Genomic DNA, 19,759 nt, shown 5'->3' with positions numbered 1-19,759 from the left:
TACTCTTAATTTCCAACGACTACTTTTGGGTGTCGTATGATGCGTTCCCCAAGTTTAAATCCTTTTTCGACCACATCTATTATTTTACCTTTCATCTTCTTGTTTGGAGCTGGGATTTGGGTAATCGCATCATGTACTTCTGCATCAAAAACATCGCCCTCACCTACTGCAACTTGTTCCAACCCTTTTCCTTTCAAGGTTTCTTTCAATTTATTGCTAATGAGCTCCACACCTTTGAACATTTCTTTGTCGTCAGATTTGGAAATCTCTTTAAGAGCTCTGTCAAAATCATCTAAAACCGGCAGTAATGAGACTATTACTTCTTGTCCTGCAGTCTTAAACAATTCCATGCGTTCTTTGGAAGTCCTTTTTTTGAAATTTTCAAACTCGGCAAAAAGTCTAAGAAATTTGTCTTTTTCTTTAGCCAAATCTTCTTTGAGTTGGTCTTCTATGGAAAGTTCTTCTTTTCCTTCAATTTCATTTTCCATAGCCATATTCTCATCGCTCAGTTCAGGATTGCTAACGGTTTGGGAATCGTTTAGTTCTCCCTCCATCTCCTCAACCTTACTTTTCTTGCTCATAAACTATTATTTTATTTCCTTTTTTGAAGTGGCAAAAGTACTGCCAATTGTCTAAAAATGTCAAAATGTCACAACAAATCACAAAAAAATCCGCCAATGGCGGATAGTAACATTTAAACCGTTGTTGAACTACATTACACAAATTCTTTATTAAGAGATGCCATCTGTGATTCACTCTCCTCTTTCTTAGGCAAATAAAGGTTTTCTAATGCAGCCCCTATGTTAGGATGTTGAAAGACAAATCCTTTTTCCTCAATACGTTTACAGCTAACCCTTTGGCTAGCAAAAAGGATGTAAGACATTTCACCTAAAATCATCTTCATTGCAAACCTTGGGATGTTTGGAAGAATTAAGGGTTTATCCAGTATTCTGGCCAATTCCTTCGTCATCTTTGCATTGGTGACAGGGTTTGGGGCCACTGCATTAAATGTTCCTTTTAAATTGTTTTCAATCACAAAAGCAAAAATCTGGGCCAAATCTTCTATATGAATCCAGGATTGCCATTGATTTCCCGTTCCAAAAGCGGCTCCCATGAAGTTTTGAATGGGTCTTGTCATTTTAGGCAATACCCCACCTAGGGTTGACAATACAATGCCAATTCTAACTTTGGAAATATTAAAACCAAAACTATTGAATCTTTCAACTTCTTGTTCCCATTTTTCCACAACCTCACCTAAAAAGCTATCATCTACATCTGTCTCATTTTCATCATAAAAATTAATGAGGGAATCTGGATAAGTACCTATGGCCGAAGCTGAAACGAAAGACTTAATTTGAGTTACATCAATTTTATTCAGCGCTTTGTGTAATGTCCGAATACTATCCACTCTACTGGAAAGTATTTTTTTCTTGTAAGTAGGAGACCATCTTTTAGCAACACTTGCTCCTGCAAGATTTATTATGGCAGAAACCCCATCCAAACACGCCATATCTATTTCGCTTTTGGCTGGATTCCAGTAGAAACCATTAAGATTTGGAGATGAAATCATTTTTTCCCTCCGTGTGGTCAAGTAATTTACAGACATCCCTTTATCGTGCAAAACCTTTACAATGGCTTTGCCGACTAATCCTGTGGCACCTGTAATCAACACTTTCATACTATCACTTTGAAACAAATTTAATGGTTTAAAATGCTGTTTATGAGGCATTAATTTAGGTTTAACATAATTGTTTAAACTTTAAACAAATTTATGATAATGTTAGGCGAGCAATTAACAGCGCTTTAGCAAAAGTTACATTTTGGTTGCTCTGAGCATTTCTCGTTTGCCCGGTGGTCCCGGTAACCGTTCAACTTTGAACCCAACATCCTGTAAAGCCCTTCTCACACTACCTTTGGCGGAATACGTAACCAAAACACCTTTATCTTTCAAGGTTTGGTGCATTTTTAAAAATATCTCTTCTGTCCATAATTCTGGTTGGACCCTAGCCCCAAACGCATCAAAATAAATGAGGTTGAACAAATCGGTGTCGTTTATCGATTTAAAATCCTTCATCTGCTTTTTAAGCTGAAACCCATCTGAAATGGAGATATTGGTTTCCCATTCAGAATTGTGCATTTTTTGGAAAAATTCTTCATAATTGCTGGCATTCAACTGAGAACAGTAATCTAGGAGCCCTACCTCTTCAATGGAAACCGGAAAGGCTTCTACCCCCACGTAATCAACTTTTAAATTCAAGCTTTCTATTTCCAAAAAAGTAATCAATGCATTAAGTCCTGTTCCAAAACCTATTTCCAAAATGTTTATATGGTCATTTTTGAATAGTCTAAGTCCATGTTCAATAAAGACATGATAGGCCTCTTGAATTGCTCCATGTTTAGAATGATATTGTTCATCCCAATCTTCAATTTGGATGGTCTTGGAACCATCTGCTGTAGTAATAATTTTACGCTTCAAACTATTTTTCTATCTGTACTCCAGAAGCTTCAAACCTTAAGGTTCTTTTAGGCTTGGTTATTTTGATAACTTCTTCCTTGGATTTTCCTGCATCCTCGGCATAATGCCGTTGTTCATCAATTGAAACTTCTTCAACAAATGCAATTCCATTCATAACGACCTTCCCATTCTCCGAATCAGTTGGAACAAAAAACCCATAGTCCTTGAACTTAACAAAAACCTGTTCTTCGTTACCAATATCCACTTTCATCCAACATCCCTTGGATTTACATACCTCCACGATAGTTCCAGATACTTGGGTCATAATAGTGTCTTTTACACCTATTTTTTCAAAAACTCCATTTTCATAGTTAGAAGTTGTGTTTACTTTAAACGATGTCCCATAAGAATCTGTACCCTGAGCTTGAACAAGTGTTTGAGATAGTAAGAATATGGCAGTTAAAATGTTAAATACTTTCATAATCAAAAAAAATAAATAAAGTGTGAACGAATTACTGAATTTTAAATTAATAAAACATTAAAAAATAGGGATAATTAGCTAATTTTATCTGTTCAAATTCTTTTAGCATGGGAACAATGACAAACACTTTGATGATAGAAAAGGCAAAGACCTCCAAAATTAAGGATGTAGATTTCGACAATCTTTCTTTTGGAAGTATTTATACTGATCATATGCTCGTCTGCGATTATAAGGACGGTGAATGGAAAGCTCCAAAGATTGTCCCTTACCAGCCATTGACCTTGGACCCTTCGGCAAAAATATTTCATTATGGACAATCCATTTTTGAAGGAATGAAGGCCTATAAAGATGATGAAGACAATGTTTGGCTATTTAGGCCGTTGGAGAACTTTAAACGCTTGAATAAATCCGCCAAGCGAATAGCAATCCCAGAACTTCCAGAAGAATTTTTTATGGAAGGATTGACTACGCTTTTGCAAATTGAAAAAGATTGGATTCCAAAAAACCCTGGAAGCTCCTTATATATTCGCCCATTTATTTTAGCCTCTGGAACTGGTTTCCATGCTTCCCCGGCAGATGAATACAAATTTATTATTGCTTGTGCTCCATCTGGAGCTTATTTTTCTGGTAAGGTTAAGGTGTTAATAGAACAGAATTACTCTAGAGCTGCTAACGGTGGTGTTGGTTATGCCAAGGCTGGAGGAAATTATGCCGGGCAGTTTTATCCAACTCAATTAGCTATTGAAAAAGGCTACAATCAAGTTATTTGGACAGATGATAATGAGCATGAGTATATAGAAGAAGCTGGTGCCATGAATATTTTTGTTCGAATAAATGACACTTTGATCACTGGCCCAACTAGTGATCGCATACTTGATGGCATTACCCGCAAAAGTATTTTGGATATTGCAAAAGATGAAGGTATTGCTACCGAAGTGCGCAAAATATCCGTTACCGAAGTTGTAGAAGCGGCTAAAGCTGGAACCTTAAAGGAAATGTTTGGCGCCGGTACTGCTGCCGTTGTATCTCCAATAGCTTCTTTTGGCTACAAGGACAATGACTATGATTTACCAGATTTGGCGGATAGCTATGCCTCTAGACTTAAAAAGCGAATTACAGATATACAGTACAACCGAGCCGAGGATAAGTTTGGCTGGAGGTTTAAAGTACAATAAATAAAAAAGCGCCTTTTAGGCGCTTTTTTATTTATCCAACACTCCCTGAATGTTTGGTTTAAAATAGTTAGGCCCCTTAAGCACTTTTCCGTCTTCTCTATAAATAGGATTACCGTCCGTTCCTAATTTACTCATATTGCTTCTTTGAATTTCTTCAAAAACCTCTTCAATCTTGTGTTGCATCCCATGCTCCAAAATAGTTCCACAAAGAATGTACAGCATATCACCCAAAGCGTCAGCTACCTCAACTAAATCACCATCATTGGCAGCTTCCAAATATTCCTTATTTTCTTCATCCATAAGATTGAACCGCAACTCATTCTTAGCTTTTCCTAGATTGGCCTTTGGCTCTTTTAATACACCTAGACCAAAAGAATTATGAAATATTTCTACTGCCTTTATTTTACTTTCCATTACACTTGAATTGATTTAGCTTTGCGTAAAAATATAAAATATGTTCAGCACAGGACAATTAATTTTTGCAGCGCTTTTCTTTGTCATTTTCGTAGTGATTATAGCCCGATCCTACAGTAAGGACAAAACCATGCATAAAAAAAATTATAAAGGAGTAAAATGGGTTTTAATCTCTTTTATCACATTCGTGATTATTTTGTTCTTCATTAAATACTTTCTTAAAAATTAACAAGAACATTGATTTCCCTACAAAAATTGGGTGTTTTACAACTTTAATCAGAGTACAACTCGTATACTATAGGAAAAGACGTACTTTTGTTTAACATTAGTTTAGCATATTCAAATGGCAACCTTTTTCACAATTTTATTCGTTTTACTTGCTGTCAATTCAATTCTATTGATTTTTAGTATTAATGGAGCTAGGGAGAAGTCTAGGAAAACGATTCAAAAAATTTCAGAGGCTTCAGTTACCAAAATTCTCCCTAGTGAGTCTTCTGGGACCGAATACAAGAAAGCTGTATAGTTTGTACCTTTAGGGTATGAAGCAAGCTCTTCTGGTTTTTTTAGGCGGTGGGTTAGGTAGTGTTCTTCGCTATGTTATATCCAAGCCCTTAAACATTTTACTCCATAACTTCTTTCTAGGTACTTTTTTAGTCAACATTTTTGGCTGTCTACTTATTGGTGTTATCCTAGGGCTATCTTCAAGAAACAATTTACTTTCTATTAACAGCACTCTTTTCCTTGCAACTGGTTTTTGTGGTGGGTTTACAACTTTTTCCGCATTTGCCTTTGAAAAGCATAGCCTGTTAAAAAATAGTGAGCTTTTTCATTTTTCTGTTTATACCATAGCCAGTATTGTAGTCGGCGTTCTTGCTGTCGCTCTTGGCTTATGGCTCTCAAAACTAGGAGAGTAGTTATAAAATCAATTTTTCTTATTTGTTTTTGTTATTTATTGAACATTTTTCATTCATATCGATGATTTTTACTTTAAATCGTTGACATGTAATCTATAGGTTAAGAAAAAATCATTAAAAACTTAATAAAAGCATGTTTAAAATTAGATACCCCTAAAATTATAGGGGTATTTCTTTTTAAAATATAAAAATATACTCAACTACCTCCGTTTATACATGGTCTGTATTGAATTAACATATATTTGGCACATCAATTAACTACTTAATTATGAAAAAAGTCGAGGCAATTATTAGAAAATCAAAATTTGATGAGGTGAAAAAAGCGCTTCATGAAATTGAGGTGAACTTCTTCAGTTACTGGGACGTAACAGGAGTTGGCAATGAGAAACAAGGACATGTATATCGTGGTATTTCATATAGCACATCAGATATACAAAGAAGGTATTTGGTTATCGTGGTATCTGATGACTTCTTAGAACGTACTATAGAAACTTTACTGAGCTCTGCTTCCACAGGAAATGTAGGAGACGGTAAAATCTTTGTTTCTGATGTTATGGAAGCTTACAGAATAAGAACCAAGGAAAGCGGAAGCGCCGGAATAAACTAATCAACTAAACTAACTAACAATATTTAAAGATTATGGACGCAGGATTATTTACAGCAAATAACGTATGGATGATGGTTTGTACCGCCCTTGTGTTTTTTATGCACCTAGGTTTCTCTTTCTTAGAGATTGGTCTTACCAGACAAAAAAATACCGTTAATATTTTATTTAAAAATGTATTTATTATATGTGTAGGGTTACTACTCTATTATATAGGAGGGTTTAATTTAATGTATCCCGGTTTTGAAGACGGCGCTACAGGTTTCTTCAAATTTGCTGGGTTTGGAATTGCAGCTCCTGAAGGTGGAATGACACCCGAGTATGCAGATGGCGGGTATACCTGGTGGACAGATTTCTTGTTCCAAGGCATGTTCGCAGCAACAGCGGCAACAATTGTTTCCGGAGCAGTGGCAGAACGAATCAAACTAGGTGGTTTTATGATTTTTACCTTAATATATGTAGGCCTTGTCTACCCAATAGTAGGTTCTTGGCAGTGGGGTGGTGGTTTCTTATCCTCACTTTCTTATGGTGAAGCTGAAGGATTCTACGATTTTGCAGGATCTACCTTGGTTCACTCAGTAGGTGGATGGGGTGCTTTGATCGCTATTTATCTATTAGGTTCTAGAATTGGAAAATTTGGAGAAGATGGAAAACCAAAGGCAATTCCCGGACACAATTTGCCCTTGGCAGCAGCAGGTGTTCTTATCCTTTGGTTAGGGTGGTTCGGGTTTAATGGTGGATCAGTACTTTCAGGAGATCCAGCAGGCACTTCATTGGTATTGGTAACCACATGTTTGGCAGCAGCAGCAGGTGGTGTTTCCGCCTTCTTAACATCATGGATTAAATACAAAAATTTTGATTTAACCATGTTCTTGAATGGCATTCTTGGAGGATTGGTTGGTATTACTGCTGGCGCAGACCAAATGTCACCAAATGAAGCAGTGATTATTGGACTTCTTGCCGGTGTTATCATTGTATTTGGTGTCGCGCTTATCGATAAGATTAAGCTTGATGACCCCGTAGGAGCTGTTGCAGTTCACTTAATTTGCGGTATCTGGGGCACTTTAGCCGTTGGTATTTTTGGAGAACTTGCCGGGATGGACCAATTTTTAGTGCAATTGGCAGGTGTAGGCGCAGCAGCAACATTTTGTTCCCTTACTGCATTTATTATACTATTTATCATAAAGAAGGTTTCTGGACTGCGGGTTTCCGAAGAAGAAGAATTGGAGGGCTTGGATATCCACGAACATGGTATGGATGCGTACGCTGACTTTAGAATGAATCAACATTAATATATAAAGGAAACGGAGCGTTTGGCAGAACGCTCCGTTAAATAACCTTTTCAACTACAATACTCAATTAAAAATTAAAGCTCTTTATAAGAGCACCTAAATAATTAAGATTATGAAAACGATTATAAACACAAAGTACATAAAAAATTTAGCTTTTACAGCTTTAGCTCTGGTATCTCTAACTGTATTTGCGCAGGAAGAAGAAGAGGTAAAACCAAAATTTGAATTTAGTGGAACTGTAGATGCTTATTACAGAACCAATCTTACTGCCCCAAACGGGGAAGATGCTATTGCCCCTGGTTCTTCATTCGCCAATTTGGATGGATTTGCTCTTGGCATGGCAAATGTAATTGCCGCTTATGAAGGAGAAAAGGTTGGATTTGTTGCTGATTTGGTTTTTGGCCCAAGAGGAACCGATGCAATTTTTGCTTCGCCTCAATATTCAGCCACTGGAGACATTGTTAATCAGTTGTATGTATATTGGAATGTAAGCGATGCAGTAACGTTGACTTTTGGAAATTTCAATACTTTTTTGGGTTATGAGGTGATTTCTCCTGCTGCCAATTTCAACTATAGTACTTCCTATTTATTTTCATACGGCCCATTTAGCCATACAGGTTTAAAAGCAGACTTTGATTTAGGCAATGAATGGTCCGCTATGCTTGCTGTTATGAACCCAACAGATTTAACAGAACTTAATGGTACTGGAGATTATGCTGTTGGTGCACAATTAGGGTATTCAGGTCAATTTTTGAATTTCTTATACAGCCAAGGAGGATTTGAAATTGATTATACTGGAGGTTTTGATCTAAGTGAAGATTTTTTCTTGGGGATAAATGCCGCTCACTTTAGCCAAGAAGATGATGGAGGTAGCTTTACCGGAGCTGCTCTTTATCCTCAATACACAACTTCAGAAAACTTTACCATTGGTTTACGCGGAGAATACTTCATGACTGGAGACGCTTTTGGTAATGGCGCTGGAATAGGCTCCGATGCTGATGGAGATGCAAGTGTATTTGCTGTAACGCTTACAGGAAGTGCCACCATTGGTGATTTGATTCTTAAACCAGAAATAAGATTGGACAGCACTTCTGAAGATGCTTTTATAGATAATGATTTGGAAGCAACTGGCAGTTTGGCATCAGTTCTTTTTGCAGCTATATATTCTTTCTAGACCCAAAAAAATATTTTAATGCTAATAGAAAGCCTTACTCCCAAAGGGATTAAGGCTTTTTTAGTCTCTTTTGAAGTCTTTCACTCCTGCTCTCATATTAGTTCTCAAATAATTTTGCCTTGGCACTAGAGGGCAGGAGTACTTTTTATTGTACACACAATAAGGGTTGTAAGCCCTGTTAAAATCAATTAAGATGGTGTTTCCGTCTGGAATGGTCAAATCAATATAACGTCCTCCCCCATAAGTTTCTGTACCGTTGGTTTCGTCCAAAAATGGTAGAAAAAGATAATCTTTATACTCTTCTGTATCCATTAAATCCAAGGTTTGGTAAACCTCTAGCTTGTGTTTAATTCCGTTAAGCTCAAAATGTGCAATCCCATAAACAACTTCCTCAGTTTTCTCATCAGTGGTGGTAGCAAGTAAAAACGGAATAGCATCTGGAGTTCTCTCGAGTCTGGCCATCACAATATAATTGGTGTCAGGCTCAAAAAAATCTAATCCGTCAAAATCCTTTCTGTATCTATCTGGCAGAGGAGATGTTTCAGGGTTTTTGAAAGTAGCATTTAACTCTTTCTGAAAATCTAATATTCCCCTGATTGTAGACGATTTAACTTGCATCTCACTGGCAGAAGTATGATATTTTTTATCTGGCTTGCATGCCAAAATCAAAAAAGAAAAAATAAACATCCAATATTTCATCTACTCAAAAAATTTATGGTAAAAGTAACGGAAATCATTCTTAATAGTACCTTAGCGATAGCTCTCCAATTTAAATTGTTTACAAAATGAAAAAAAGCGCACTTCTTTTAATACTCCTTATGTTTTCGATTTCTTGTATGAATAAAAATCAAGATGGAGATGTACTAAACACAACTCAACGAAAATTTCCAGAACTGGCGGCTGATAGATACAATGTAGCATTCTTGATTATGGATGGAGTATATAATACAGAATTCACAGCTCCATATGATATTTTTCAGCACACTCAATACCGAAAAGGAATTAAGGCCATGAATACCTTTACCGTTGCCAATACCTTGGAAGCGGTAACTTCTTTTGAAGGCGTGCGGTTTCTTCCAGATTTTGATTATACAAAAGATTCCATACCCAATATCGACATTCTTGTAGTGCCAAGCGCTGAACATCATTTAGATTCAGATTTAAAGGACAGCACTATGTTGAATTTTGTAAAAAAGGTGAGCAAAGAGGCCCTTTTTGTTACTTCACATTGTGATGGAGCATTTGTTTTGGCCAAAACAGGGATTTTGAACGAGGTAGTTTCCACAACTTTTCCTAGTGATATTGAGAAATACAAAGCCATGTTTCCCCAATTAAAAGTTAAGGATAGTGTTCTATTTGTGCATGACGGAAAGTTCATCACCTCGGCCGGTGGGGCCAAAAGTTTTGAAGCTGCCCTGTACCTATGTGAATTTCTTTATGGAAAGGAAATTGCAGAATCCATTGCTGGAGGTTTGGTAATTGATTGGGACCTAAATAGCTTTCCAAGAATCATTCCTCAATAATCTCGTAACGTGCATCCTTTAGGTACTTTTCAACAAGTGCATTGAACTTTGGTGTAATTCTAAGCAAGGCAGTACCTTCTAAACCATACAACTTATCGGAATCTTTGAACCCATTTTTTAGCGCTTCTTCCAAGTAAAACAATGCCGTTCCAAAATCTTCATTTTTTGAACTTAACGATATTGTCTCTAAGTAAAAGTCAAAGTTTTGAGGCTCTAAAATTGTCTTTAGCATATATAAGAGCGCCAAGGCATCCTCATCTATCAATGCTTCAGATTTTACAATATCTATATTGTCCTCTGTCAGTGCATTGATGTAACCGAGCAGACGATTCCCCATTTCCTTCTCATAGATATTATTCCCTGAAATAAACTTATCTATTTCACTCTTCTGGTAATTCCACCAACCAAGATTGTTGAAATTATGAGTAATTACATCCTCTTCTATATAATATTGATAATCTTCTTTCAATAAGGATTCTTTGAACAAAGCCGCATTTTCCGCTCTTCGCATGGTTCTATAACGCTGGTCCTTCCTTATGTTTTTTTGAATTTGCCTTAGGGAATCCAAATTTTTATGAGCACCATAAATTGACATCATTTCCCCTAAATATCGCTCAGCCAAAAGCAACTTTTGAGCATTTTTCAACCTGTTCACCTTGATAATATCTTCCCTAAGCGCCTTTTCAATATAGCTGGAATCCCTTACCGCAAAACCCTTTGCCATTGCAGCCAAAGTAAACAGTTGCAGTGATTTCTTCAAATAACCAATATTTGGCCATTCTGTTTGTTCCTCGTGCAATAAAACTTGATTTGGAAATCTAAATCTGTCCAAAACCTTTTTGGCCGCAAGTATTTCAGTAAAATTAAAGTCATTCTTGTTTGTGATGCCAATAAAATGAAATGGGCGCTTAACATTCAGCAACTCAGTATTGGCAATGGAAGAACCAATAGAAACAACCCCTTTCACATCTTTTATGAAAACAGGCACTAGGTTGGCAAAGCGTGCGCCCGACGAGGCTCCTGCAGTATAAATACGTTCTCTGTGAATAGGGAGCATCCCTACTACTTTGCTAAGCACCTTGCCTGCTTTGACTATACTGTTAGACAGCGAAATACTATCCAAAACCCTTGGTGCAGCAAGGACATAACCTTCATCTTCCGCAGCTTGGACAAACATTGAAAGCGCTTGTTTTTCTTTTCCCTCTAAGTCAAAGATCAACAAAAGGGGCCATTTTTTTTCTGTAGTAAAGTCCGTTGGCAAATAAAGAGAAAAGGTATCTGGAATAGAATCTTGGACTGGAAGAGCATCCAAGATTGTCCCCTTTTTCAATACCATTTGTTGCGAAAAACCATGTTGCAACATGAATACGATAAGAAAAAGTAAAACATATTTTTTTTTCATAACTCTTTTACTACAAAAATCTGGCCAAAAAAAGTTTTGGGCCACTTAAAAATAGTTGAAAATTACTGGAATACCTTATTGGCCTTTATAGGACCATTCGCCACAATATTTGATAAAACAATATGTGTTCTGCATTCACCATAAACGATCAATTCATCAATAAATTTTTCTAAATGAAATTGATCTTTTAATACCACCTCCATAATTATATTGTCATTCCCCGTAATACGATAACAATTAACCACCTCCTGAAACGATTTTACCTTAATTAGAAAAGGTTTTAGTTTGCCCATGAATGCCCGTAACATAATAATTGCTTTTAATTGATGTCCTGCCATGGCGTATGAAACATTGGTCCCATAACCTTCTATGACACCAAGATCTTCCATCTTTTTAACGCGTTCTGCAACAGCGGGAGGAGTTAGTCCAACTTTGCGACCAATATTGGCGAAAGATTCCCTCGCATTTTCCTGCAAACACCCCAAGATTTCCCAATTTAACTCATCTATCTTCATATCTAAAGTAAAAAACAATTAAATTTTGTAATCAAAAGCAAAATATTGATTATGCTTTAAAAAACAAAGTTAAGTTATCTTTTTCATATGTAATTTTATATCCATTAATTGCTTTGAAAAAAATGGAGAGGAATTCTTTAAATTCTCTAGGAGTATATCGTAAATCACTGGCCTTACGCGATTTGAGCGAAGCCGTTGCTTCCTATTTTTCTTGTAACAGAGATATGCTGTCCTTAAGAAAGTATGATAGTATTCGTAATGACATCACCCAATCTTTAATGACAGATGCCGTCCTCATTACCAAAGAGGTGGAGCAAGCCGCTTTAAGCAATTCATATTCCGTAAGGATGAAGAGTTTGACTTTCATTAATATCATGACCCGCAATATTCTTGCCTATTGCAACGGACTTGAAAGAGACGGTGTTAAAGAAAAAGAATACCTAAACCTTTTAAGAAAGGAGATTAAAGTTTTTAGAGGTTCTTTTAAAAAATGGAGAAAGTCTTTTCAAAATGGAAACGACTAATCAATCTTTTCTTTAAAACTTACATATTACGTCTGTATTGCCCTCCTACTTGAAACAATGCTTTTGTAATCTCTCCCAACGAGCAATATTTGGTCACTTCCATCAGCTTTTCAAATAGATTTTCATTTTTTACTGCAGTCTGCTGAAGTTGTTCCAACTGTTTTTCTGTTTCCGCCTTGTTACGGACCTTTAAATTCTGTAATGTTACAATTTGATTTTTCTTTTCTTCTTCAGTGGCCCTAATGACCTCTGCCGGGAGTATTGTTGGCGAGCCTTTAGAGCTTAAAAAGGTATTCACTCCAATTATGGGGTATTCACCAGAATGCTTTAAGGTTTCATAGTGCAAGCTTTCCTCTTGAATTTTTGAGCGTTGGTACATTGTCTCCATTGCACCCAAAACCCCACCTCGTTCAGTGATTCTATCAAACTCCAATAGAACGGCCTCTTCCACCAAATCCGTTAACTCTTCAATAATAAATGAGCCCTGTAACGGGTTTTCATTTTTGGCCAAGCCCAATTCCTTATTGATTATCAATTGGATAGCCATTGCTCTGCGGACAGATTCTTCTGTAGGTGTTGTAATCGCCTCATCATAGGCATTGGTATGAAGCGAATTACAATTATCATAAATCGCATAAAGCGCTTGCAACGTGGTTCTTATGTCATTAAAGTCAATTTCTTGAGCATGCAAGCTCCTCCCAGATGTCTGAATATGGTATTTTAACATTTGAGCTCTAGAATCCGCCGCATATTTTTCTTTCATGGCCTTTGCCCAAATCCTTCTTGCCACCCGTCCTATTACCGCATATTCGGGATCTACTCCGTTAGAGAAAAAGAACGAGAGATTTGGACCAAACTTATTAATATCCATTCCTCTACTTAGGTAGTATTCCACATACGTGAACCCATTTGATAATGTAAAGGCCAACTGGGTAATTGGGTTTGCCCCGGCCTCTGCAATATGATATCCGGAAATGGAAACGGAATAGAAGTTACGTACTTGATGTTCTATAAAATATTCTTGAACATCACCCATTAACCTCAATGCAAACTCAGTGGAAAATATACATGTATTTTGCGCTTGGTCTTCTTTTAAAATATCTGCTTGCACAGTCCCCCTCACCTGATTCAAGGTATCCCTTCTTATTTTATCATATACAGTTTTGGTTAAGACCTGATCACCAGTAACACCCAACAGCATTAGTCCCAATCCATTGTTCCCTTCTGGTAGCTCCCCTAAATAAAAAGGTCTTTTGGTTTTTTTTTGTTTAAAAATAGATTCTATTTTTTGTTCGATTTCTTTTTCCAGCCCATTTTCCCTGATATACTTTTCACAGTTTTGATCGATGGCTGCATTCATAAAAAATGCCAACAACATAGGAGCAGGGCCATTAATGGTCATGCTTACGGAAGTCATTGAATCGCTTAAATCAAAACCAGAGTATAATTTCTTGGCATCGTCCAAGCAACAAATAGAAACTCCTGCATTTCCAATTTTTCCATAGATATCTGGCCTATGGTTTGGATCATTACCGTAAAGTGTAACCGAATCAAAAGCTGTGGAAAGCCTTTTTGCCGGCATGTCTAAACTTACATAATGAAACCGTCTGTTTGTACGTTCCGGACCACCCTCACCGGCAAACATTCTTGTTGGATCCTCTCCTACTCTTTTAAAAGGATATAATCCTGATGTATAAGGAAATTCACCTGGTACATTTTCTTGCAATCCCCATCTAAGAATGTCTCCCCAAGCTTGGTATTTTGGCAATGCTACTTTTGGTATTTTGCTATGGGAAAGGGATTCTGTATGTGTTTTAATATTGACTTCTTTGCCCCTAACCTTAAAAGAATAAATTTCAGATTTATATCTGTTTACCTTTTCTTGCCATTTTAAAATAGATTCCCAGTGATGAGGATCTAGATTCATTTTTACTTTATCAAATTGCCCCAATAACAATTTCACGAACGGGGTTTCCTCATTCTGAACCTGTCCAAGAATTGCATCATTATCAAGTCCTGATTTTATCAAATGAGATGTATTGTTCTCGCTAGAAATAACCGACAAAATGGTTTGGTGTATCCCGTATAACTTTTGTGCAACAACAACTTGTTCTTCAACTTTTCTATCATAGGTCCTGTTGCTCTCAGCTATTTCAGACAGATATCTTGTTCTTGCCGGAGGAATAACAAATACTTTCTCCGCCATTTCATTGTCCACCTCAAAGTTTGAATCTAATTTTGATTCTGCTTTTGTAACCAATGTATCCATCACCACCTTGTAAAGCTTGTTCATTCCAGGGTCGTTGAATTGTGAAGCAATTGTTCCAAAAATGGGTAAATCGTCCTGGTCAACATCCCACAATCCATGATTACGCATATATTGCTTTTTCACGTCGCGCAAAGCATCCAAAGCTCCTCTTTTATCAAATTTGTTTATGGCCACGACATCGGCAAAATCCAGCATGTCAATTTTTTCAAGTTGAGTAGCCGCTCCAAATTCCGGGGTCATCACATATAAAGAAACATCGCTGTGCTCTAAAATCTCGGTATCTGACTGACCAATACCAGAGGTTTCAAGAATTATCAAGTCAAAATTAGCCGCTTTAAGTACCTGAACGGCTTCCGCAACATGTTTGGAGAGGGCCAAATTGGATTGTCTAGTAGCCAAGGAGCGCATGTACACTCGTTCATTATTAATGGCATTCATTCTAATCCTGTCCCCCAACAATGCTCCACCAGTCTTTCTCTTGGAAGGGTCTACAGAAATTATTCCAATATGCTTCTCTGGAAAATCACTCAAAAATCTTCTGACCAACTCATCCACCAAACTAGATTTTCCAGCCCCGCCAGTTCCCGTTATTCCAAGAACCGGAACCTTTTTATGCACTTTATTTATTTCATTTTCATGTTCTTCAAAAGCTTCGTGCCTATTTTCCGCCAAAGAAATAAGCCGTGCTATCGTATTTACCTGTTTCTCTAAAAGTAATTCAGGCAAGTTGGTTCCTTTTGGTATTTCCAAATTGGGTACTTCCGTATCGCAACGTTTTACCAAATCATTGATCATTCCTTGAAGACCCATTTCCCTACCGTCATCAGGTGAATAGATTCGTTCTATTCCATAATCCATCAAATCCTTGATTTCTTCTGGAAGGATTACCCCTCCTCCTCCTCCAAAGATTTTAATATGACCTGCATTTTTTTCTTTGAGCAAATCGAACATATACCTGAAGTACTCATTGTGCCCTCCTTGGTAAGAAGTCATTGCAATAGCGTTGGCATCTTCTTGTATAGCACAATTAACCACCTCCGCCACACTTCTATCATGACCTAAATGAATCACTTCGACCCCAGTAGATTGTATTATCCGTCTCATGATGTTGATAGCAGCATCATGACCATCAAACAATGAAGCGGCGGTAACAATTCTAATTTTGTTTTTAGGTTGATATGGCTTTGATTGTTCCATTGATAATAAAGGGTCTATTTTAGGTGTGCAATTTACAGAAAATGCAACTTATAATTGATTTTGATTAGAATTTTATAAAAATGGATAAGGCTTTGACTTACTTTTTTTGAATATCATAATTTTACCTAGCTAAATAACCATCATGAAGCTAACAATACTCATCCACTGTCCCGATCAATCCGGAATAATAAGCTCCGTCACGCATTTTGTTCATGAGTACAAGGGCAATATCATCTATCTGGATCAACATGTAGACAAAGAGGCCGGGGTATTTTTTATGAGGTTGGAAAGTGAATTTGAAAATGAAATAGACATATCCTTTTTCAAACAATCTTTTGAAAAAAACTTGGCCCAAAACTATAAAATGAAATGGAGCTTGCACCGGGATGGGGAAAAACCTAAAATGGCCATTTTTGTTTCTAAGTACAATCACTGTATCTACGATTTATTAAGTCGATATCATTCAGGGGAATTATTGGTCGATATTCCATTCATCGTAAGCAATCATCAAGACTTAAAATATATAGCAGATCAGTTTCAAATTCCTTATTATCATATACCGGTTACCAAACAGACCAAAACCTTAGCAGAGGAAAAACAATTAGAGCTGTTAAAAGAATATAATGTAGACTTTATTGTACTTGCAAGATATATGCAAATTCTATCATCCAAAGTGATCGATGTTTTTCCAAAAAGAATAATAAATATCCACCATTCCTTTTTACCTGCATTTGCTGGGGCAAAACCATATCATGCAGCTTTTGAGAGAGGAGTGAAGATTATTGGAGCAACCAGTCATTACGTAACAGCAGAATTAGATGCCGGTCCAATTATTGAGCAGGATGTAACAGCGGTTTCCCACTCACATTCCATCAAGGATTTTATATCAAAAGGTAGAGATTTGGAAAAAATTGTGCTTTCTAGGGCGGTTCAACTCCATGTAGCCAGAAAAACAATAGTCTACAATAACAAAACCGTGATTTTTTCTTAAAAAGATTCCTGGAAAATTCTATTTCTTCAGCTTTAGCAGTAATTTCACTTTAACTATAAATACTTAAACATGAAACGAATACTGCTATGTTTATTGGTGTTTCAACTTATGGGTTGCGCTGAACTACAACAAGTTGTAAATCAATTACCACAGGGAACAACCGGCATTGGAAATGCTGAAATAGCCCAAGGCCTCCGAGATGCACTTAATCTTGGTATTGAAAAACAGGTAAATAAATTGACCATAAAAGATGGTTTCTTTAAAAATGAACTGGTTAAGATTTTATTGCCAGAAGAGTTAAAGAAAGTTGATAAAACCCTTAGAGATATAGGTTTGGGTAATTTAGCTGACGAAGGACTCCGCGTGCTAAATAGAGCAGCAGAAGACGCAGTCAATGAAGCTACCCCCATTTTCGTCGATGCAGTAAAAGGAATCACATTTAACGATGCTAGGCAAATCTTGCTTGGAAATGATAATGCTGCAACATCCTACTTGGAACAAACTACCAAAACAAAGCTTTATGAAAAGTTTAATCCAGTAATTAAAAATTCATTTGCAAAAGTAGGTGCAGATCAAATTTGGAACAACCTTATAACCAAATACAACAAATTGCCATTAACCAACGACGTAAATCCAGATTTAACGGATTATACTACCCAAGAAGCTTTAGATGGTGTTTACAAAATGATCGCTGTTGAAGAAAAGGAAATTAGGACTAAAATTTCATCAAGAACAACAGATTTGTTAAAAAAGGTCTTTGCTTTGCAAGATTAATTATAATTTTTTCTTAATTATGCAATAACGATGCAGTTTAATCGTTATTATCTCAATAAAAAGAGGAAATTATAACAAAATCCTAAAGTTAAATTAACCTTGGCTACAGGGTTATGATAGAATTTTGCAACAAATTATCTGAGTTAGCATTTTTTTGAGTTAGTTAGTTTAAACCGGTGTTCGCACCGGTTTTTTCATTTTATACAACTTACTATAAATCAGTGCTTTATTATCTATAATGTAGGAAGTAAAAAAAAGCCTCAAAAGGTAAACTATTATCGGGAGTTACTTTTTTTAAGATTTATTTAACATTTTGAGTCTGTTAAATCAGTAATTTCAAAGAAGGCTAATTCACTAACTTAAAATGAGAAAATCAGATTTCCTTGTTTTTCTATTCTTCCTATTATGTATGTCTTGCATAGCAAAGACATACAAAAATGGTGCCGAATTTGAGGATAAATTAGCTCCCCTCGTACTTCAAGATTCCCTAGAATGGGCGGATTATTATTACAATATACACCGATACAAAAAGGCTATTTCCATTTACAAAAAGAACCTGAACAATCCGAACATTGCAAAAACCCATATCCTTAAAAAATTAGCTTTAAGTGAAGCTGCCCTTGAAAATTCATCCAAGTCCACGGCCAGCTTAAATGACTATTTGCAACTAGATTTTAATCCAAATTTTCTATTAAACGAAGGTTTTGACCCAATAAGAGAATCGAAAGATTTTAAAAACATATCTGAAACTGTGATACCAAGGGTCACCACCTGGTCCTTGTTATATCTATTTGTTGCTATAATAGGGTTCTATGTAGTTCTGCTTATACTATTAAACAGGCAAATACATCCTACTTCTCGATTTTTAATAGCAGTTTTTATTTTCATTCACTCGTTTTTCATTTTACACTTGTGCATCAACAGGGCCAATTATTACTTTGAGTACCCACATACATATTTAATGTCTACTTGGGCCTCCTTTTTGTACGGACCGTTATTATATTTCTATTTTAAAAATACTTCTGAGAAGTACTCTTTTAAACCTTCTGATATATTGCATCTGATACCCACGGTACTTTTAGTAGCATATCTTACACTCAATGTATATGCTTTTTCTGGAGAAAGTAAGGTGCAGCTAATGCTTTCTAGACTTCAAGAAGGGTTAAATCCGCAAGATTCCAGCAAGCTTGCCCTATTGGTGGTTTTAAAAATTGTTTCTCTAACCGTTTACGGTTATTTTATTAGAAAAGTTTACCTGAAGAGCAAAAATGAAAAGCTTTTAGGGGCAAAAAATCAAATATGGCAAAAGAATGTTTATCACATACATATATTTTATGTTTTGACGTATACCGCATACGGCTTCGTGATCATCAACGGCTTTAAAAATGGGATTTTGTTTGATGCTTCTGTTGCCGCCATGGCCTTAATGGTTATTTACGTAGGGTATTCAGCCAACATTCAACCAGATGTTTTTAGTGGGGCCTATGCCTATACAAACAGATTGTTTCCTAAATATGAAAAATCTGGATTAACACCTAGCCTCTCCCATGAACTCAAGGAGAATCTTTTGCATCTTTTTGCTGTTGATAAGATCTATAAAGAGAACAACATAAGTTTGGATATGGTGGCACAAAAACTAAATACCACTCGCCATAATGCCTCGCAAATAATAAATGAGCATTTTAACGTTAGTTTTCATGAATTTGTAAATATGTATCGGATCAAGGAAGCAAAACAATTGCTTATAGATGATAAATCGCGTAGATTAAATATCATCAATGTTGCTTATGAGGTTGGGTACAACAACAAGGTCACATTCAACAAAGCGTTCAAAAAAGATACGCAGCTTACCCCTAGCCAATATCAAAGAAATGTAGCTAGCGCATAACACAAAAAATTAGTAAACATAAATCGGTTGGGTAAAAGTTTATAAGATGTTGCTCCAAGACCTTGGGTTTCCAGTATCTTAAATCCTAATACAGCTCATTAGGACACTTTACAAGATTCTTCGGTTTCATTTTAGGGTAATTATTTGAATTAGTCATCAACATGCTA

General features: G+C 36.4%; 19 protein-coding genes. 10 read left to right on the top strand and 9 right to left on the bottom strand.

Annotation, left to right across the window (positions count from 1 at the left end):
* Positions 1-5: 5 nt before the first annotated feature.
* The 4 genes from DKG77_RS08090 to DKG77_RS08075 all read right to left on the bottom strand — a co-directional run bounded on the left by DKG77_RS08090 (position 6) and on the right by DKG77_RS08075 (position 2,936).
* Complete coding sequence (locus tag DKG77_RS08090) at positions 6-581, bottom strand: nucleotide exchange factor GrpE (protein ID WP_109662012.1); 576 nt, start codon at positions 579-581, stop codon at positions 6-8.
* Between the two features lie 134 nt (positions 582-715).
* Positions 716-1,729, bottom strand: coding sequence for a TIGR01777 family oxidoreductase (locus DKG77_RS08085; RefSeq protein WP_313789799.1), 1,014 nt, complete (start codon positions 1,727-1,729; stop codon positions 716-718).
* A gap of 84 nt (positions 1,730-1,813) precedes the next feature.
* Positions 1,814-2,476, bottom strand: coding sequence for a tRNA (5-methylaminomethyl-2-thiouridine)(34)-methyltransferase MnmC2 (gene mnmC2, locus DKG77_RS08080; RefSeq protein WP_109662010.1), 663 nt, complete (start codon positions 2,474-2,476; stop codon positions 1,814-1,816).
* Between the two features lies 1 nt (position 2,477).
* Positions 2,478-2,936: a DUF4920 domain-containing protein gene (locus tag DKG77_RS08075; RefSeq protein WP_109662008.1), complete on the bottom strand. Its 459-nt coding sequence runs from the start codon at positions 2,934-2,936 to the stop codon at positions 2,478-2,480.
* Between the two features lie 116 nt (positions 2,937-3,052).
* Between DKG77_RS08075 and DKG77_RS08070 the strand changes: the two genes are divergently transcribed.
* A complete protein-coding gene (locus DKG77_RS08070) occupies positions 3,053-4,111 on the top strand; it encodes a branched-chain amino acid aminotransferase (protein ID WP_109663674.1) in 1,059 nt (352 codons plus the stop codon).
* A gap of 27 nt (positions 4,112-4,138) precedes the next feature.
* Here DKG77_RS08070 and DKG77_RS08065 read toward each other — a convergent pair whose 3' ends face one another.
* Positions 4,139-4,525, bottom strand: a complete 387-nt coding sequence (locus tag DKG77_RS08065) for a pyrophosphohydrolase domain-containing protein (protein WP_109662006.1) — start codon at positions 4,523-4,525, stop codon at positions 4,139-4,141.
* 539 nt (positions 4,526-5,064) lie between these two features.
* Between DKG77_RS08065 and crcB the strand changes: the two genes are divergently transcribed.
* From crcB to DKG77_RS08035, 4 genes are all read left to right on the top strand, one after another.
* Entirely contained in the window at positions 5,065-5,439 is a 375-nt protein-coding gene (crcB, locus tag DKG77_RS08050; protein WP_109662002.1) for a fluoride efflux transporter CrcB, read from the top strand.
* Between the two features lie 268 nt (positions 5,440-5,707).
* A complete protein-coding gene (locus DKG77_RS08045; RefSeq protein WP_109662000.1) occupies positions 5,708-6,046 on the top strand; it encodes a P-II family nitrogen regulator in 339 nt (112 codons plus the stop codon).
* A gap of 32 nt (positions 6,047-6,078) precedes the next feature.
* Positions 6,079-7,335, top strand: a complete 1,257-nt coding sequence (locus DKG77_RS08040; protein ID WP_109661998.1) for an ammonium transporter — start codon at positions 6,079-6,081, stop codon at positions 7,333-7,335.
* Between the two features lie 112 nt (positions 7,336-7,447).
* Positions 7,448-8,509 carry an outer membrane beta-barrel protein gene (locus DKG77_RS08035; protein WP_109661996.1) on the top strand — a complete coding sequence of 354 codons (1,062 nt, stop codon included), beginning with the start codon at positions 7,448-7,450 and terminating at the stop codon, positions 8,507-8,509.
* A 60-nt stretch (positions 8,510-8,569) separates the two neighbouring features.
* Here DKG77_RS08035 and DKG77_RS08030 read toward each other — a convergent pair whose 3' ends face one another.
* Positions 8,570-9,208, bottom strand: a complete 639-nt coding sequence (locus DKG77_RS08030; RefSeq protein WP_109661994.1) for a DUF1684 domain-containing protein — start codon at positions 9,206-9,208, stop codon at positions 8,570-8,572.
* Between the two features lie 86 nt (positions 9,209-9,294).
* On the opposite strand from DKG77_RS08030, the gene DKG77_RS08025 reads away from it, so the two are divergent.
* Complete coding sequence (locus DKG77_RS08025) at positions 9,295-10,032, top strand: DJ-1/PfpI family protein (RefSeq protein ID WP_109661993.1); 738 nt, start codon at positions 9,295-9,297, stop codon at positions 10,030-10,032.
* Here the strand turns inward: DKG77_RS08025 and DKG77_RS08020 are convergent.
* Positions 10,019-11,434, bottom strand: a complete 1,416-nt coding sequence (locus DKG77_RS08020; RefSeq protein WP_109661991.1) for an alpha/beta hydrolase — start codon at positions 11,432-11,434, stop codon at positions 10,019-10,021. The genes DKG77_RS08025 and DKG77_RS08020 overlap by 14 nt on opposite strands.
* A 62-nt stretch (positions 11,435-11,496) precedes the next feature.
* Positions 11,497-11,949, bottom strand: coding sequence for an Lrp/AsnC family transcriptional regulator (locus tag DKG77_RS08015; RefSeq protein ID WP_109661988.1), 453 nt, complete (start codon positions 11,947-11,949; stop codon positions 11,497-11,499).
* A gap of 122 nt (positions 11,950-12,071) precedes the next feature.
* Between DKG77_RS08015 and DKG77_RS08010 the strand changes: the two genes are divergently transcribed.
* On the top strand, positions 12,072-12,473 hold the full coding sequence (locus DKG77_RS08010) for a hypothetical protein (protein WP_109661987.1): 402 nt from the start codon (positions 12,072-12,074) through the stop codon (positions 12,471-12,473).
* Positions 12,474-12,492: 19 nt separating this feature from the next.
* Here DKG77_RS08010 and DKG77_RS08005 read toward each other — a convergent pair whose 3' ends face one another.
* Complete coding sequence (locus tag DKG77_RS08005) at positions 12,493-15,939, bottom strand: methylmalonyl-CoA mutase family protein (RefSeq protein WP_109661985.1); 3,447 nt, start codon at positions 15,937-15,939, stop codon at positions 12,493-12,495.
* Between the two features lie 142 nt (positions 15,940-16,081).
* Here DKG77_RS08005 and purU point away from each other — a divergent pair, with 142 nt between their 5' ends.
* The 3 genes from purU to DKG77_RS07990 all read left to right on the top strand — a co-directional run bounded on the left by purU (position 16,082) and on the right by DKG77_RS07990 (position 19,592).
* On the top strand, positions 16,082-16,930 hold the full coding sequence (gene purU / locus DKG77_RS08000; protein ID WP_109661983.1) for a formyltetrahydrofolate deformylase: 849 nt from the start codon (positions 16,082-16,084) through the stop codon (positions 16,928-16,930).
* Positions 16,931-16,999: 69 nt separating this feature from the next.
* Positions 17,000-17,704, top strand: a complete 705-nt coding sequence (locus DKG77_RS07995) for a DUF4197 domain-containing protein (RefSeq protein ID WP_109661981.1) — start codon at positions 17,000-17,002, stop codon at positions 17,702-17,704.
* A 364-nt stretch (positions 17,705-18,068) separates the two neighbouring features.
* Positions 18,069-19,592 carry a helix-turn-helix domain-containing protein gene (locus DKG77_RS07990; protein WP_109661979.1) on the top strand — a complete coding sequence of 508 codons (1,524 nt, stop codon included), beginning with the start codon at positions 18,069-18,071 and terminating at the stop codon, positions 19,590-19,592.
* Positions 19,593-19,759: the final 167 nt, after the last annotated feature.

Origin of the sequence: Flagellimonas aquimarina (genome assembly GCF_003149745.1) — a bacterium.
GTDB lineage: Bacteria > Bacteroidota > Bacteroidia > Flavobacteriales > Flavobacteriaceae > Flagellimonas > Flagellimonas aquimarina.
Note: the sequence above shows the minus strand (reverse complement) of the source record. Positions and strands in the feature narration are given on the sequence as shown.

Coding starts and splice junctions, on each gene's coding strand:
- DKG77_RS08090 (WP_109662012.1), bottom strand. CDS start 581: ATGAGCAAGAAAAGTAAGGTTGAGGAGATGGAGGGAGAACTAAACGAT.
- DKG77_RS08085 (WP_313789799.1), bottom strand. CDS start 1,729: ATGCCTCATAAACAGCATTTTAAACCATTAAATTTGTTTCAAAGTGAT.
- DKG77_RS08075 (WP_109662008.1), bottom strand. CDS start 2,936: ATGAAAGTATTTAACATTTTAACTGCCATATTCTTACTATCTCAAACA.
- DKG77_RS08070 (WP_109663674.1), top strand. CDS start 3,053: ATGACAAACACTTTGATGATAGAAAAGGCAAAGACCTCCAAAATTAAG.
- DKG77_RS08065 (WP_109662006.1), bottom strand. CDS start 4,525: ATGGAAAGTAAAATAAAGGCAGTAGAAATATTTCATAATTCTTTTGGT.
- crcB (WP_109662002.1), top strand. CDS start 5,065: ATGAAGCAAGCTCTTCTGGTTTTTTTAGGCGGTGGGTTAGGTAGTGTT.
- DKG77_RS08045 (WP_109662000.1), top strand. CDS start 5,708: ATGAAAAAAGTCGAGGCAATTATTAGAAAATCAAAATTTGATGAGGTG.
- DKG77_RS08040 (WP_109661998.1), top strand. CDS start 6,079: ATGGACGCAGGATTATTTACAGCAAATAACGTATGGATGATGGTTTGT.
- DKG77_RS08035 (WP_109661996.1), top strand. CDS start 7,448: ATGAAAACGATTATAAACACAAAGTACATAAAAAATTTAGCTTTTACA.
- DKG77_RS08030 (WP_109661994.1), bottom strand. CDS start 9,208: ATGAAATATTGGATGTTTATTTTTTCTTTTTTGATTTTGGCATGCAAG.
- DKG77_RS08025 (WP_109661993.1), top strand. CDS start 9,295: ATGAAAAAAAGCGCACTTCTTTTAATACTCCTTATGTTTTCGATTTCT.
- DKG77_RS08020 (WP_109661991.1), bottom strand. CDS start 11,434: ATGAAAAAAAAATATGTTTTACTTTTTCTTATCGTATTCATGTTGCAA.
- DKG77_RS08015 (WP_109661988.1), bottom strand. CDS start 11,949: ATGAAGATAGATGAGTTAAATTGGGAAATCTTGGGGTGTTTGCAGGAA.
- DKG77_RS08010 (WP_109661987.1), top strand. CDS start 12,072: ATGGAGAGGAATTCTTTAAATTCTCTAGGAGTATATCGTAAATCACTG.
- DKG77_RS08005 (WP_109661985.1), bottom strand. CDS start 15,939: ATGGAACAATCAAAGCCATATCAACCTAAAAACAAAATTAGAATTGTT.
- purU (WP_109661983.1), top strand. CDS start 16,082: ATGAAGCTAACAATACTCATCCACTGTCCCGATCAATCCGGAATAATA.
- DKG77_RS07995 (WP_109661981.1), top strand. CDS start 17,000: ATGAAACGAATACTGCTATGTTTATTGGTGTTTCAACTTATGGGTTGC.
- DKG77_RS07990 (WP_109661979.1), top strand. CDS start 18,069: ATGAGAAAATCAGATTTCCTTGTTTTTCTATTCTTCCTATTATGTATG.